Below are 13,266 nucleotides of genomic sequence, written 5' to 3'. Positions count from 1 at the left end.
TGCCGATAGCATCACCGGGACCGCACGAGCGACCGACCTCACCCTGTCCCGGAGGGCCCGATGCCACGCACCGAACACGACCTCGACACCGTTCTCGTCACCGACCGGGAGCACTGGCTCGAGGGCCCGCCGCACGAGCTCTTCCGCGCGATCCGGTCCAGCGGCTGCCCGGTCCACTGGTCCTCCAGGATCACCGAGTACCCCACCGAGGCCGGCTTCTGGTCGGTCACGACCGCCGACGACATCCTGACCGTGAGCCGCGACTGGGAGACCTACTCCTCGGAGCTCGGCGGCATCACCGCGGTGACCGAGGGCTTCCCGCTGGAGCTCATGCGCGCGATGTTCATCGGGATGGACCCGCCCAAGCACGATCGGATCAAGGCGCTCTTCCAGCGCGCGTTCACCCCGCGGCGGATCGCCGACCACGAGGACGAGATCCGGCAGATCGTGTGCGAGGTGCTGGACCGGGTCGAAGGCCGCGAGGTGATCGACCTCGTCGAGGACGTCGCGCAGCCCGCCGTCTCACGCGTCATCGGCAGCTTCATGGGCATCCCGCCGGAGGACGACGCGGCCTGGGCAGCGCTGATGAACTCCACCCTCGGCGCCGGCGACCCCGACCTCAACCCCGAGGGCGTGGGCGCCGTGATGGACAAGGGCATCCCCGAGGTCTTCGAGCGCTGCATGAAGCTGGTGGCCGCCCGCCGCGAGCAGCCCACCGACGACCTGACCTCCGTCCTGGTGCACGCCGAGGTCGACGGGCAGAAGCTCGAGGACCACGAGATCGTCATGGGGTTCTTCCTGCTCGTCGCCGCCGGCAACGACTCGACGAAGGCGACCTACTGCAGCGCGATGCACGCGCTGATCGAGCACCCCGACCAGCGGGACCTGCTGCTCGAGGACCCGTCGCGGATCCCGGGCGCGGTCGAGGAGGCGCTGCGGATGTTCCCGGCGTTCGCCCACTTCCGTCGGACCGCGACGCGCGACTGCGTGCTGCACGGCCAGGAGATCAAGGCGGGCGAGAAGGTCGTCCTCTGGTACCCGTCGAGCAACCGCGACGAGACGCGCTACGAGGACCCGGATCGGTTCGACGTGCTGCGCAACCCCGAGCACCAGGCGTTCGGGGCCGGCGGCCGCCACTTCTGCCTCGGCACCGCGCTCGCCCGTCTGGAGCTGCGCATCCTCATCGAGGAGACCCTGGCGCGGTTCCCGCAGGCCGATCTGTGCGGCCCGCTCACCTGGGTCGAGTCCCCGTTCATCAGTCAGATCAAGACGATGCCCGTGCGGCTGCGGCCAGCGGGTGGCTGAGCGGCCCGTCCGAGAACAGCTCGACCGACCCGCACCGCGGGCACGCGTACTCGTGGTAGACGACGGACCCGAGATGTGAGCGCGCGAGGTCGTCGGCCCGCTGCAGCTCGCCGGGCCGGGCCGTCGTCACGATCTCGCGCCGGCCGCGGTAGGCGCGGGCGAGCCCGCAGTGCGGGCACGACAGGTCGATGTCGTCCTGCAGCTCCTGGCGGGCCGCGGCGATCTCCGCGTGCCGCTGCTTGGCGTTCTTGTCGATCTCCGCGCCGCGGGCCGCGAGTGCCCTGGCGTCGCGCAGGTACGCGTCGGCCTCGTCGAGCTCGAGCCGCCGCTCGTGGCCGCGCCCGTCGAGATCGGTCGTGCGCAGCAGCGCGTGGGTCGCCTCCAGCCGCGTCACGTCCCGATCGCCCGGTCGCAGCCCTTCGCGCGGCGCCCGCCAGGTGAGGACGGCCGCCTGGTCCCCTCCGGGGAGCGGCGCGCGGAGGTCGTGGGCGGTGGAGGTGTCGCTCATGCGCTGATCATCCCCCACCCGCGAAGACCTCGGGCGCGCTGCCACTCATCGCGACCGCCACCTCGCGCAGCGCCGAGTCCTGCCACTCCGCCCGCAGCAGGCCGTAGAGCGCCACGTCCTTCTGCGTGTCGCCGTGCCGATGCCAGGCGCGCAGCACCCCCTCGCGGACGAACCCCACCTTCTCCAGCGCCCGCTGGGAGCGCGCGTGGCGGGTGTCGGCGTACGCGCCGAGCCGCTGCAGATCGTAGATCTCGAACGCCAGGTGTCCGACGAGGGCCTTGGACTCGGCGTTGAGACCGGTCCCCCAGTACGGACGACCGAACCACGTGCCGACGATCGCCCTCCGGTCGCGCATGCTCCACTCCGACAGCCCGGTCACCCCGACCGGCCCGTGCTCGGCGTGCACCATGAGCAGATCGAGCTGCACGCCGGCCCGCAGTCGCTCCGCCGCCCGACGCACGTACGCCGCCGGCTCGTCGGCGGTCCGGTAGGGCCCCCAGCTGAACCAGCGCGTCACCTCGGGGTCCGACCCCAGCCGGTACAGGTCCGCGACGTCGTCCTCCCCGGGAGGCCGCAGCGTGAGGGTCGGGCCGCGCAGTGCGAACGAGCGTTCCACCCCGCCGATGCTATTGGTGTGCGTATGACCGCACCCGTCGCGCTGCTCTACGACATTCACGGCAACCTCCCCGCCCTGCGGGCCGTGCTCGCCGACGCGCGATCCGCCGGGGCCGGATCGCACGTCCTGGGTGGCGACTACACGGCGTTCGGCGCCTGGCCGGTGGAGACCCTCGCCGCCCTCGACGCGCTGGCCCCGGCCTCCACGACCTGGATCCGCGGCAACTGGGACCGCTGGCTCGCCACGTGTCCGGCCGGCGACCAACCGGACACCGAGGTCGTTCGCGGCGCCGCCGCCCACGCCCTCGCGGCGCTCGACCCGGCTGCGGTCCGTCGCCTCGGGGACCTCGACGCCCAGACCGCCGTCGTGACGCCCGACGGCGTCGCCAGCCGGATCGTGCACGGCTCCGCACGCTCGGACATGACCTCGTTCCTGCCCACGCACACCGACCACGACGCGGCGAACGCCGCCGGCGTCAGCGAGCCGCGCCTGATCTTCGGGCACACGCACCTCCAGTTCCTGCGACCCGGCCCCGGCGGGATCGAGCTGCTCAACCCCGGCAGCGTCGGGTTGCCGCTCGACGGCGACGTGCGCGCCGCCTACGCACTGGTCCACAGCGACGGCGTCGAGCTGCGCCGCGTCGACTACGACCACGCCGGCAGCGCCGCGGCACTGCGCGCGATCGACGCCCCGTGGGCGTCGGAGATCGCCGGCCGGCTGGAGCGCGGGCACGCCTGAGCGGGCCGCCGGCGGGACCCCGGGCCCGACCTCAGAGCCCGAGCAGGCTGTCGAGGTTCGACGCCGGCGTGGGGCGTGCGTAGAAGAACCCCTGCGCCACGTCGCACCCCAGCGCGCGCAGGCGCTCGACCTGCCCGACCTCCTCCACGCCCTCCGCCACGGTCCTCAGGCCCAGCGCGTGCGAGAGGGACACGATCGCCGAGACGATCGCGGCCGCCTGCTCGCTGTCCTGCACGCCCGACACGAAGGAGCGATCGATCTTGACGGTGTCGAACGGGAACCGCTGCAGGGCGCGCAGCGACGAGTACCCGGTGCCGAAGTCGTCGATGGCGAGCGTCAGGCCCAGGGCCTTCACCTCGTTCAGGACGCAGACGGCGGCCTCCAGGTCCTGCATCACGGCCGTCTCGGTCACCTCGAGGCAGATCGTGGCCGGATCGGCCCCCGTCCGCTCGAGGACCTCGGCCACGGTCGCCACGAGATCGGGATGGGCGATCTGCCGCGCCGACAGGTTCACCGACACGACGGGGGATCGCTCGCCGAGCGCGTGCGCCCACGCGGCGCTCTGACGGCACGCCGCCTCCAGCACCCACGCCCCCAGGGGGATGATCAGGCCGGTCTCCTCGGCGCTCGAGATGAAGTCGCCCGGCGGTACGAGCCCGCGCTCGGGATGCTCCCAGCGCACGAGCGCCTCGACACCGGCCACGACGCCGGTCGTCATCCGGACCTGCGGCTGGTAGTGGAGGACGAACTCGTGCTGGTGCAGCGCGCGGTGGAGGCGGTGCTCGTGCTCGAGGCGCTGGAGCGCCCGTTCGCGCATGCCGTCGTCGAACACCTCGCAGGCACCGCCGCCGCGCTCCTTGGCGCGGTACATCGCGGCGTCGGCGTCGCGGATGACCGTCTCGGGGCGCACACCGCCGCCGGAGGCCAGGGCGATGCCGATGCTCGTGCGGACGAAGACCTCCTCGTCCCCCACGCGGAACGGCGCGTCCAGGGACGCCGCGATCCGGTCCGCGATCGCTATCGCCTCCCGCTCACCCTCGACCTCCTCGCACAGGATCACGAACTCGTCCCCGCCGAACCGCGCGGCGGTGTCCCCTCCCCGGAGGTCGCTGCTGAGCCGCATCGCGACGTCGACGAGCAGGCGGTCCCCCGCGTCGTGGCCGAGCGAGTCGTTGACGACCTTGAAGCGGTCGAGATCCAGGAACAGCACCGCCACGTAGGCGGCCCGTCGTCCGAGCCGGGTCAGTGCCTGGCCGAGACGGTCCAGCAGCAGCGCCCGGTTCGGCAGGCCGGTGAGGCCGTCGTGGAGCGCGGCGTGCGCGAGCTGGAGCTCCGCGCGCTTGCGTTCGATCGCGTAGCTGATCGAGCGCGAGAGCAGCCGCGTGTCCACCTGGCCCTTGATCAGGTAGTCCTGCGCCCCCTCCTGCACCGCGCGCACCGCGATGGTCTCGTCGCTGCGCCCGGACAGGACGATCACCGGCGTGTCGACGGCGACGTTGCGCAACTGCGCGAGCGCCGTCAGCCCTTCCGCGTCCGGGAGCGAGAGGTCGAGGAGCACGCAGTCGGCGCCCTGGTTCAGGAGATGCGTGATCCCCTCGCGCAGGCGCGTGGCGTGGTGCAGCTGGTAGGTCGCGTCGTGCGCGTCGCGCAGCATCTCGCGCACGAGGACCGCGTCCCCCGGGTTGTCCTCGATGACGAGGACGCGGAGCAGACGCGGGGCCGTGGTGAGCACACCTGTCTCGTGAGGCCGGAACCCTGCCGGTCCGGACCCCCCGAAGGGTGGATTCATGGAAGTGGTTCCCCCGGATGTTCGATCGGTAGCGTGATGACGAAGGTCGTGCCTTCCCCCTGAGCGGACACGACGGAGATGGTCCCGCCGTGCCGTTCGACGATGCGACGGCAGATCGAGAGACCGATCCCCGTGCCCGCGTACTCGGCGCGCGGATGCAGTCGCGCGAAGACCTGGAAGATGCGCTCGACGTACCGCGGGTCGATGCCGATCCCGTTGTCGCGGACCCGCAGGACGACGTGGTCGTCGGTCGTCTCACGCGTGATCTCGACCACGGGTGCTTCCTCGCCGCGGAACTTCACGGCGTTGGCGACCAGGTTCTGCAGCAGCTGGCCGAACTGGGTCGCGTCGCCGCGAACCGTGCCCAGATCCGACCAGCGCACGTGGGCCCCGGCCTCGTCGATCGCGGCGGCGAGATCGTGGCGGACGTCAGCCATGACCGCGTCGAGGTCGACGAGGTCGCGCCGCACGTCCGCGGCCCCGACGCGGGAGTAGACGAGCAGATCGTCGATGAGCGCCCGCATCCGATGCGCGCCGTCCACCGCGTAGTGGATGAACTCGCGTCCGGCCTCGTCGAGCTGGTCGTCGTAGCGGCGCCGGATCAGGTCCAGGTAGCTGGTCACCATCCGCAGCGGCTCGGAGAGGTCGTGGGAGGCGACGTACGCGAACTCCTGGAGGTCGTCGTTCGTGCGTTGCAGGCGTGCGGCGCGTCGCTCGTGCTCGCAGGCGTCGCGGTGCTGATCGGTGACGTCTCGACCACGGATCGCGACCACGCCGGCCTCCGGGTCCGGCCGACCGGTCCACGTGATGCGGCGATACCCACCGGTGCCGTCGTCGAGGTGCACGACGACGTCGTCGACGACGCCGCCCCCCAGGAGCGTGTGCAGCGCCTGATCGAACGTCGCGTGGTCGTCCGGGTGGACGTGGGCGCGGACGTCGGCGACGCCGGCGGCGGTCGCGCTCCACGGCAGGACGCTGCTCCACGCGCGGTTGCCACGGCGGAGGCGGCCGTCCGCGTCGAGCACGGCGAGCAGCTCGGTGGACAGGTCGGCGAGGCGCACGTCGTCGTCCCGCTCGGGGCGGGCGGCGGGCAGGCGCGTGGGGAACGGGCGCGACACCATCTCCTGTTCTTCGGCAGGACGCGGCAGGACCTGAAGGGGGCGTGGCATCCTGCAGGCATGGATGACGCCCCGCACACGGGTCCCGACACCGGGCAGGACGCCGACGCCTACGAGCTGGTGGCCTCGGTCGGTCCGCTCGACCCGGTGGTCGCCCTGCTCCGTGAGTTCCTGCACCACAGCGGTGCCGTACGCGCCGTGGCGCTGATCGACCACGGCCTCGGCGAGGGGCCCGCCCTGGTGGACGTCGGGCAGCTCCTGCCGATCGAGGTGGTCGTCGACGAGCGGACGATGCGCATGCCCCACGCCGTCGAGCTCGACGTTCCGCCCCCGGACGTGCCGAACGTCCGACAGCTCCCGCCCTTCGAGGTCAACCGGGAGACCGGCGAGATCGCCTCGATGATCGGCGGCCTCGAGCACTACGCCGAGGCGGTCCTGGGCATGACCCGTCGGGTCGGCCCGCGCGACGTCGTCATGGCGACGTGGTCGACCAACGACCCGGACGCCCCCATCTCGATCACGGCCCGGGGCCACGACCCCCTGGTCGTGTCGCTCGGCGAGGACGAGTACGAGATGGAGCCCGGCTGGCCCCCGCCGGCCGCGGCCCTGTAGCCGTCGCGTGGCGACGGCGGGTCGCCTCCCCTTCCGGCCGCGTCTACTCCAGCAGCTCCAGGGCGCGCTCGATCGGACGGGCGAGGACCGCGCGGTCGCCGGCGACGACGACGGGCCGCTCGAGCAGCGTGGGGTGCTCGGCCATCAGGGCCACGAGGGCGTCGTCGCTCAGGGGTGGATCGGCCGGGAGGACCACATCCTTGGCGACGGGGTCACGCCGCCGCAGCAGGTCGTACGGGCCGACCCCGGCCTTGGCGAGCAGGTCTCGGATCTCGGGCTCGGTCAGGCCGACGTCGTGGTAGCGCACCGACTCCCACTCCACGCCGCGCGCGTCGAGCAGCGCGGCGAGGTTCTTGCACGTGGTGCAGGTGGGCTTCTCGTAGACGCGCAGCGCAGCCATGTTGGCACCGTAGAACACGTCGACCGCGGATAGGGTCCTCGCCCACATGACCTTCGCCAGGCGCTTCACCCTCTACGCGTTCAGCCTCACGGGGATCCTCCACTTCGTGACCCCCAAGCCGTTCGAGGCCATCGTGCCGGACTACCTGCCGGCCCACCGGGAGCTGGTGTACGCGAGCGGTGCGACCGAGCTCGCCGGCGCGCTGATGAGCGCTCACCCACGGACCCGGCGTGCCGGCGGATGGCTGCTGCTGGCGACGCTCGTCGGCGTGTATCCGGCGAACATCCACATGGCGATGCACCCGGAGGCGTTCCCCCAGGTGCCCGGGGGCCGGGCCACGCTCATCGCCCGCCTGCCGCTGCAGTTCGCCTTCGCCTTCCTGGTCTGGAAGGCCACGCTGAGCCGGGAGGCGCAGGCGCGCTAGGAGGGCTCGACGCCGTCGAGCAGCTTCTGGAGGAGGCGTACGGCGGTCCGCTGCTCCGACGGGCTCAGCCGGGCGAGCAACTCCCCCTGACGCTCCATGTCCTCGTGCACCAGCCGGTCGACGAGGGCCTGCCCCTCCGGCGTGAGGTCGACGAGCACCGCGCGGCCGTCGTCGGGTGACGGGACCCGGCGTACCCGTCCTGCCCGTTCGAGGCGGTTGAGACGACCGGTGATCCCCGCGGACGAGAGCAGGAGACCTTCCTGCAGACGCCCTGGGGTGAGCGGCCCCCCTGCGCGACGCAGCGTCGCGAGCACGTCGTAGTCACCGCGGCTGATGCCGCTGGCGGCGAAGTGCGTCTCGACCTCCGCGGCCACGAGGCGCGACAGCCGGTGGACGCGCCCGAGCACCGCCATCGGCGTGGTGTCGAGGTCCGGGTGCACGGTGTTCCAGGCCGAGGTGATCTGGGCGACGGGGCCGCGGTCGTGGGTCATGGGGAGCAATATATCTCGCTCGCGAGAGATCGTGCTACAGTTCCGCCCATGCAACTCTCTCGCTCGCGAGCGATCTATCTGGTTCTCGCCACCGCGGTCGCCCCTGTGCTGTGGGGAACCACGTACTGGACGACCACCGAGCTCCTCCCGCCCGGGCGGCCGATGCTCAGCGCCACCCTGCGCGCGCTGCCGGTCGGTCTGCTGCTGCTCCTGGCCACCCGCACGCTGCCCAGCCGCGACACGCTGCGGCGACTGGCGGTGCTCGGCGGCCTGAACATCGGGGCGTTCTTCGCACTGCTCTTCGTGGCCGCGTACCGCCTGCCGGGCGGGACCGCCGCCACGCTGACCGCCCTGCAGCCGATCTTCGCGCTGGGCCTGACCGCATGGTGGGTGAAGACCCCCACCGGCCGCGGACAGCTGGCGGCGGCGGTGACCGGCGTCGTGGGGGTGTCGCTCGTCGTCGGAGCCTCCCCGTCGCACCTCGACGCCCTCGGGGTCCTCGCGGCGCTCGCGGCGGCCGGCTCCATGGCCCTGGGAATCGTCCTGACGCGGCGCTGGGCGCTGCCGGTGTCGGCCCTCCAGTCGACCGCGTGGCAACTGACGTTCGGCGGGATGCTCTGCCTGCCGCCGCTCCTGCTTCTCGAGGGGCTGCCCGGCATGCTCACCGAGCGCGAGATCGCCGGGTACCTGTATCTGGCCCTGATCTCGACGGGCTTCGCCTACGTGCTCTGGCTGCGCGGCGTGGCCGCCCTGCCCGTCGCCCGGGTCTCGACGCTGGCGCTGCTGAGTCCGGTGACGGCCGTGATCATCGACTGGGCCGCGCTCGGCACCGCGCTCAGCACCGCCCAAGCGGTGGGCGTCGCGCTCGTGCTGCTCGGCATCCTCGCCGCCCAGCTGGCCCGGCCACCGCAACCACGCCGTCCCATCGTCCTGCGACCGCACCCCGCGGCGTCCTGACCACCACCATCACAGGAGACACACCCATGCCCCGAATCGCCGTCATCTACTACTCCTCGACCGGCCACGTCCGCCAGCTCGCGCAAGCCGTCGCCGACGGCGCGCAGCAGACCGGAGCCGAGGTGCGGCTCCGCGAGGTCGCGGAGCTCGCCCCCGAGCACGTCATCCGCCAGCAGGAGGCGTGGTGGACGCACTACCGCGCGGGCCTCGACGCCCCGAAGGCCGCCCTCGAGGACCTCGAATGGGCGGACGGGTTCGCCTTCGGCACCCCGACCCGGTTCGGGCTGCCCGCAGCGCAGCTCAAGCAGTTCCTGGACACCACCGGAGGGCTCTGGGCGCGCGGCGCGCTCGCCGACAAGGCGGCCACCACGTTCACGAGCGCGCAGAACGCCCACGGCGGGCAGGAGTCGACGATCCTCGCGCTGAACAACCTGCTCTACCACTGGGGTGCGGTGGTCGTGCCCCCCGGCTACACCGACGCGTCGGTGTTCGGGGCGGGAGGCAACCCCTACGGCACCTCGTACACCTCCGGGGACGCGGTCGCCGAGCTCCCCGAGGCCGTGCGAGCGGCCGCGCGCCACCAGGGACGGCGGCTCGCGAGCTACGCCGCGAAGCTCGCGGCCGTGGGCGAGCCGATCGCGGCCTGAGGCGCAGCGCCCGCCGGTGTCGGGCGCTCCGCCCCGCGAGCGCCCGCCCGGTCGCGGCGGAACGGCCTCCTTGGTCTACGACATGTCGATGACCGAGCGGATCCCGTCCTGGTGGTGCATCAGATCGAAGCCCTTGTTGACCTCGTCGAGGGTGATGCGGTGGGACATGAACGCGTCGACGTCGATGTCCCCGTCGAGATAGCGCTGGACGAGCAGGGGGACCTCGTCGCGCCCCTTGACCCCGCCGAACGAGGAACCGGCGACGCGCCGCCCCTGGATCAGCCAGCGCGGGATGATGTCGAGCGTCTCGCCCTTGCCGGCGACGCCCGCCATCGTCGCGAGCCCCCACCCCATGCGCGCGGTCTCCACCGCCTGCTGCATGACCTGCACCAGACCGGTCGCCTCGAACGTGTAGTCGGCTCCCATCCCCCCGGTCATCTCCAGGATCTTCGCGGTCGTGTCGTCGTCGGCGACGATCGTGTCGGTCGCGCCCTGACCGCGAGCGAGCTCCAGGCGCTCGGCCGACAGGTCGACGCAGACGATCCGCTCCGCGCCCTGGAGCCGACATCCGGCGACCGCACCGAGGCCGACCATGCCGGCGCCGAAGACGACGCAGGTGGAGCCGGCCTCGACCGCGGCGGTGTTCATCGCGGCGCCGAGCCCGGTCGACAGCCCGCAGGCGAACAGGCACGCGCGGTCCAATGGGGCCTCCGGACTGATCTTCGCCAGCGCGATCTCGGGCATGACCGTGTACTCCGCGAACGTGGAGGTCCCCATGAAGTGCCTGATCGGCTCTCCGTCACGGGACAACCGGGTGGTCCCGTCCGGCAGGTACCCGGCGTTCTGCTGGGCGCGGATCGCCATGCAGAGGTTCGTCTTGCCGGACGTGCAGTGGTCGCACTCGCGGCACTGGGGTGCGAACAGCGTGACGACGTGATCCCCGACCGCCAGTGAGCTGACCCCGGCACCGATCGCCTCGACGACCCCGGCGCCCTCGTGCCCGAGGACGGTCGGGGCGTACCCGGACGGGTCGACGCCCGAGGCGGTGTAGAGGTCGGTGTGACAGACCCCGCAGGCGACCACGCGGACCAGGACCTCCCCCGCTCTCGGCTCCGCGAGATCCACCTCCTGCACGACCAGGGGCGCGCCGAACTCCTCCAGGACTGCCGCTCGCATCTTCATGGTCGCGACCCTACCCTCGCGGGTCGGCGGCGTCCCGCCACCCGGCGCGCACCAGCAGGTGCGACACCCGCCACAAACCTGACGCATGCGTCAGGTTTGCGCTAGGCTCCGGGGACGAGCGGTCAGCGGAGAGGAAGCGCACCATGGCGACGGAACGGCAGTACGACTACGACTGGGTCATCATCGGATCCGGCTTCGGCGGCAGCGTCAGCGCCCTGCGGCTGGCCGAGAAGGGCTACAAGGTCCTCGTGCTCGAGGCCGGCAAGCGGTTCGAGGACAAGGACTTCCCGAAGAGCACGTGGGATGCGCGCCGCTACTTCTTCGCCCCCAAGTTCGGCATGCGCGGCATCCTGCGCCTGTCGATCTTCAAGGACATCTTCATCGCCTCCGGCGCCGGCGTCGGCGGCGGCTCGCTCGGCTACGCGAACACCCTCTACCGGGCTCCGCAGCGCTTCTACGAGGACGGGCAGTGGTCCGCACTGGGCAACTGGGGCGCCGACCTCGAGGAGCACTACGACGAGGCAGAGCGGATGCTCGGCGTGCAGACCTACTGGAAGGACGACCCGGCCGACCAGCTCCTGAAGGAGTTCGGTGAGGAGCTCGGCTGTGGCGACACCTACGCGAAGACCCGCGTCGGCGTCTACCGAGGCACGCCCGGCGTCACCGTCGACGACCCCTACTTCGACGGGGAGGGCCCGGAGCGCACCGGCTGCATCGACTGCGGCCGCTGCATGGTGGGGTGCCCGCACGGATCGAAGAACACGCTGGTCAAGAACTACCTCTACCTCGCCGAGAAGCTCGGCGTGCGGGTGGAGCCGTCGCGCATGGTGACCGACGTGCGCCCCCTCGCCGCCGCCGACGGGTCCGACGGCTACGTCGTCAGCGACGAGCGCGCCGGCGCGTGGGTGCGCAAGGGAGCACGGGAGATCCGCACGCGCGGCGTCGTGTTCTCGGCCGGCGCCCTGGGCACCAACCGGCTGCTCGCGACGATCAAGCACCGCGGCTCGCTGTCCGTCTCGGATCGGCTCGGTGAGCTCGTGCGCACCAACAGCGAGGCGATCCTCGGCGTCAACGTCCCCAAGGACTACCCCGACGACCTGACCGACCGCGTCGCGATCACCTCCAGCATCTACCCCGACCCCGACACGCACATCGAGACCTGCGTGTACGGCGACGCGGGTGGGTCGATGCAGTACCTGAACACGATCCTCACCGGCGGCGGCACCCGCGTCACGCGGCCCCTGAAGTGGCTGGCGACCGTGATCCGGCATCCGCGTCAGTTCCAGCGTGCGACGTTCTTCAAGAGCGGCAGCTCGAAGTCGATCATCATCCTCGTCATGCAGACGCTCGACAACGCGATCGCGTTGCGGGCCAAGCCCAAGCGGTTCGGCAAGGGGGTCAAGCTCGTCACCGAGCAGGATCCGCTCAAGCCCAACCCCACGTTCATCCCGATCGGCAACAAGGCCGCCGAGTGGTTCGCCAAGCGGACCGGCGGGGTCGCCCAGTCCTCGACCATGGAGGCGCTGTTCAACATCCCCTCCACCGCCCACATCCTCGGCGGCGCGGTCATCGGCTCGGACCCGTCCACCGGGGTCATCGACAAGGAGCACCGGCTCTTCGGCTACGAGAACCTGATGATCTGCGACGGCTCCGCGATCCCGGCAAACGTCGGCGTGAACCCGTCCCTGACCATCACCGCCATGAGCGAGCTCGCGATGAGCCGTGTCCCCGCCAAGGGCATGGAGGGTCTGCAGCGAGCCCTCACGGCAGCGCCGGCGATCGAGAGCCTGCCGCTGACGCAGGTTCCCGCGCGGGAGTCCGCGCCGGTCGCCGCCCCTGCGGCGCCGGACGCGCCGGCTGGCTGACGCGGATCAGGAACAGCGCGATGATCGGGGCGCCGGTCACGATCATCAGCGATCGCAGCCACGGCGTGCCGGCGTCGGTCCCGGCCCCCAGGGTGTGAGCGACGGCCAGGACGTAGACCAGGCTGGCGAGGCGGTGGACGCGACGCCACCGCGCGGCGCCCAGATGCCGGCGCACGTAGAACGAGAGCCCGAGCAGCGCCGCGAGGTAGCCCCCGGTGATGCCGGCGGCGACCCACACCGTCCGGTAGCCGATCTCGAACGGAACGGCGATGCCGCTGACGCCGGGACGCAGCCACGGGTCTCCCAGCAGCGCGACGCCGTGCACCGCGATCGAGACCAGGCCGACGAGAGCCAGGTGCTCGTGGGCGCCACGCATGGCGACCGCCATCCCCGGGCGCCGCTTGGCGCGGATCGAGGCCCAGAGGCCGAGCCCGACCGACGCGGTGATCGCCAGCAGCGCGACGATGCCCGCGGTCCGGGACAGGAGCCACCACACGTGGTCGAGGGGGTTGGTGTCGGGCCTCATGCGTGCACCTCCTGCACGGTGCCGTCCGCGTGCACCAGCACGCCCCCGTGGCGACCGCGCAGCACGTCCACCCCAGCCTGCGGTCCCC

General features: G+C 72.0%; 15 protein-coding genes. 7 read left to right on the top strand and 8 right to left on the bottom strand.

Going from position 1 to position 13,266, the window contains the following annotated elements; genetic code table 11:
• The first annotated feature begins 60 nt into the window (after positions 1-60).
• A complete protein-coding gene (locus ABYE80_RS02900; protein ID WP_372788527.1) occupies positions 61-1,305 on the top strand; it encodes a cytochrome P450 in 1,245 nt (414 codons plus the stop codon).
• Here the strand turns inward: ABYE80_RS02900 and ABYE80_RS02895 are convergent.
• Together ABYE80_RS02895 and ABYE80_RS02890 are read right to left on the bottom strand one after the other, a co-directional pair.
• Entirely contained in the window at positions 1,265-1,813 is a 549-nt protein-coding gene (locus ABYE80_RS02895; RefSeq protein WP_372788526.1) for a hypothetical protein, read from the bottom strand. The genes ABYE80_RS02900 and ABYE80_RS02895 overlap by 41 nt on opposite strands.
• 7 nt (positions 1,814-1,820) lie before the next feature.
• Complete coding sequence (locus ABYE80_RS02890) at positions 1,821-2,429, bottom strand: GNAT family N-acetyltransferase (protein WP_372788524.1); 609 nt, start codon at positions 2,427-2,429, stop codon at positions 1,821-1,823.
• Positions 2,430-2,453: 24 nt separating this feature from the next.
• Between ABYE80_RS02890 and ABYE80_RS02885 the strand changes: the two genes are divergently transcribed.
• Positions 2,454-3,167, top strand: a complete 714-nt coding sequence (locus tag ABYE80_RS02885; protein WP_372788523.1) for a metallophosphoesterase — start codon at positions 2,454-2,456, stop codon at positions 3,165-3,167.
• Positions 3,168-3,198: 31 nt separating this feature from the next.
• Here the strand turns inward: ABYE80_RS02885 and ABYE80_RS02880 are convergent, their stop codons facing one another.
• Both ABYE80_RS02880 and ABYE80_RS02875 read right to left on the bottom strand, forming a co-directional pair.
• Positions 3,199-4,899 (bottom strand): putative bifunctional diguanylate cyclase/phosphodiesterase, encoded by a 1,701-nt coding sequence (locus ABYE80_RS02880; protein WP_372788522.1) that lies wholly within the window; start codon positions 4,897-4,899, stop codon positions 3,199-3,201.
• A gap of 53 nt (positions 4,900-4,952) precedes the next feature.
• Positions 4,953-6,125, bottom strand: a complete 1,173-nt coding sequence (locus ABYE80_RS02875) for an ATP-binding protein (protein WP_372788520.1) — start codon at positions 6,123-6,125, stop codon at positions 4,953-4,955.
• Positions 6,126-6,134: 9 nt separating this feature from the next.
• On the opposite strand from ABYE80_RS02875, the gene ABYE80_RS02870 reads away from it, so the two are divergent.
• Positions 6,135-6,686, top strand: coding sequence for a hypothetical protein (locus tag ABYE80_RS02870; protein WP_372788518.1), 552 nt, complete (start codon positions 6,135-6,137; stop codon positions 6,684-6,686).
• A 43-nt stretch (positions 6,687-6,729) separates the two neighbouring features.
• Here the strand turns inward: ABYE80_RS02870 and ABYE80_RS02865 are convergent, their stop codons facing one another.
• On the bottom strand, positions 6,730-7,086 hold the full coding sequence (locus ABYE80_RS02865; RefSeq protein ID WP_372788517.1) for an arsenate reductase family protein: 357 nt from the start codon (positions 7,084-7,086) through the stop codon (positions 6,730-6,732).
• A gap of 46 nt (positions 7,087-7,132) precedes the next feature.
• Between ABYE80_RS02865 and ABYE80_RS02860 the strand changes: the two genes are divergently transcribed.
• Complete coding sequence (locus tag ABYE80_RS02860; protein ID WP_372788515.1) at positions 7,133-7,510, top strand: hypothetical protein; 378 nt, start codon at positions 7,133-7,135, stop codon at positions 7,508-7,510.
• Here the strand turns inward: ABYE80_RS02860 and ABYE80_RS02855 are convergent.
• Positions 7,507-8,001 carry a MarR family winged helix-turn-helix transcriptional regulator gene (locus ABYE80_RS02855; protein ID WP_372788514.1) on the bottom strand — a complete coding sequence of 165 codons (495 nt, stop codon included), beginning with the start codon at positions 7,999-8,001 and terminating at the stop codon, positions 7,507-7,509. The genes ABYE80_RS02860 and ABYE80_RS02855 overlap by 4 nt on opposite strands.
• A gap of 48 nt (positions 8,002-8,049) precedes the next feature.
• Here ABYE80_RS02855 and ABYE80_RS02850 point away from each other — a divergent pair, with 48 nt between their 5' ends.
• Together ABYE80_RS02850 and wrbA are read left to right on the top strand one after the other, a co-directional pair.
• Positions 8,050-8,958: an EamA family transporter gene (locus ABYE80_RS02850; RefSeq protein ID WP_372788512.1), complete on the top strand. Its 909-nt coding sequence runs from the start codon at positions 8,050-8,052 to the stop codon at positions 8,956-8,958.
• 26 nt (positions 8,959-8,984) lie between these two features.
• The gene (gene wrbA / locus ABYE80_RS02845; protein ID WP_372788510.1) at positions 8,985-9,605 is read left to right on the top strand and encodes an NAD(P)H:quinone oxidoreductase; all 621 of its coding nucleotides are present in this window, start codon (positions 8,985-8,987) and stop codon (positions 9,603-9,605) included.
• Positions 9,606-9,680: 75 nt separating this feature from the next.
• Here the strand turns inward: wrbA and ABYE80_RS02840 are convergent, their stop codons facing one another.
• Positions 9,681-10,787: an alcohol dehydrogenase catalytic domain-containing protein gene (locus ABYE80_RS02840; RefSeq protein WP_372788508.1), complete on the bottom strand. Its 1,107-nt coding sequence runs from the start codon at positions 10,785-10,787 to the stop codon at positions 9,681-9,683.
• Between the two features lie 143 nt (positions 10,788-10,930).
• Between ABYE80_RS02840 and ABYE80_RS02835 the strand changes: the two genes are divergently transcribed.
• On the top strand, positions 10,931-12,652 hold the full coding sequence (locus ABYE80_RS02835; protein ID WP_372788507.1) for a GMC oxidoreductase: 1,722 nt from the start codon (positions 10,931-10,933) through the stop codon (positions 12,650-12,652).
• Here the strand turns inward: ABYE80_RS02835 and ABYE80_RS02830 are convergent.
• Positions 12,549-13,178, bottom strand: a complete 630-nt coding sequence (locus ABYE80_RS02830; RefSeq protein WP_372788506.1) for a hypothetical protein — start codon at positions 13,176-13,178, stop codon at positions 12,549-12,551. The genes ABYE80_RS02835 and ABYE80_RS02830 overlap by 104 nt on opposite strands.
• Between the last annotated feature and the right edge of the window lie 88 nt (positions 13,179-13,266).

It is taken from the genome of Paraconexibacter sp. (assembly GCF_041602235.1).
Lineage (GTDB): Bacteria > Actinomycetota > Thermoleophilia > Solirubrobacterales > Solirubrobacteraceae > Paraconexibacter.
Note: the sequence above shows the minus strand (reverse complement) of the source record. Positions and strands in the feature narration are given on the sequence as shown.

Bases quoted from the DNA above. Each gene is read 5' to 3' on its own strand.
- ABYE80_RS02885 (WP_372788523.1), top strand. From the start codon at position 2,454: ATGACCGCACCCGTCGCGCTGCTCTACGACATTCACGGCAACCTCCCC.
- ABYE80_RS02900 (WP_372788527.1), top strand. From the start codon at position 61: ATGCCACGCACCGAACACGACCTCGACACCGTTCTCGTCACCGACCGG.
- ABYE80_RS02855 (WP_372788514.1), bottom strand. From the start codon at position 8,001: ATGACCCACGACCGCGGCCCCGTCGCCCAGATCACCTCGGCCTGGAAC.
- ABYE80_RS02830 (WP_372788506.1), bottom strand. From the start codon at position 13,178: ATGAGGCCCGACACCAACCCCCTCGACCACGTGTGGTGGCTCCTGTCC.
- ABYE80_RS02850 (WP_372788512.1), top strand. From the start codon at position 8,050: ATGCAACTCTCTCGCTCGCGAGCGATCTATCTGGTTCTCGCCACCGCG.
- ABYE80_RS02870 (WP_372788518.1), top strand. From the start codon at position 6,135: ATGGATGACGCCCCGCACACGGGTCCCGACACCGGGCAGGACGCCGAC.
- ABYE80_RS02865 (WP_372788517.1), bottom strand. From the start codon at position 7,086: ATGGCTGCGCTGCGCGTCTACGAGAAGCCCACCTGCACCACGTGCAAG.
- ABYE80_RS02895 (WP_372788526.1), bottom strand. From the start codon at position 1,813: ATGAGCGACACCTCCACCGCCCACGACCTCCGCGCGCCGCTCCCCGGA.
- ABYE80_RS02840 (WP_372788508.1), bottom strand. From the start codon at position 10,787: ATGAAGATGCGAGCGGCAGTCCTGGAGGAGTTCGGCGCGCCCCTGGTC.
- ABYE80_RS02860 (WP_372788515.1), top strand. From the start codon at position 7,133: ATGACCTTCGCCAGGCGCTTCACCCTCTACGCGTTCAGCCTCACGGGG.
- ABYE80_RS02835 (WP_372788507.1), top strand. From the start codon at position 10,931: ATGGCGACGGAACGGCAGTACGACTACGACTGGGTCATCATCGGATCC.
- wrbA (WP_372788510.1), top strand. From the start codon at position 8,985: ATGCCCCGAATCGCCGTCATCTACTACTCCTCGACCGGCCACGTCCGC.
- ABYE80_RS02875 (WP_372788520.1), bottom strand. From the start codon at position 6,125: ATGCCACGCCCCCTTCAGGTCCTGCCGCGTCCTGCCGAAGAACAGGAG.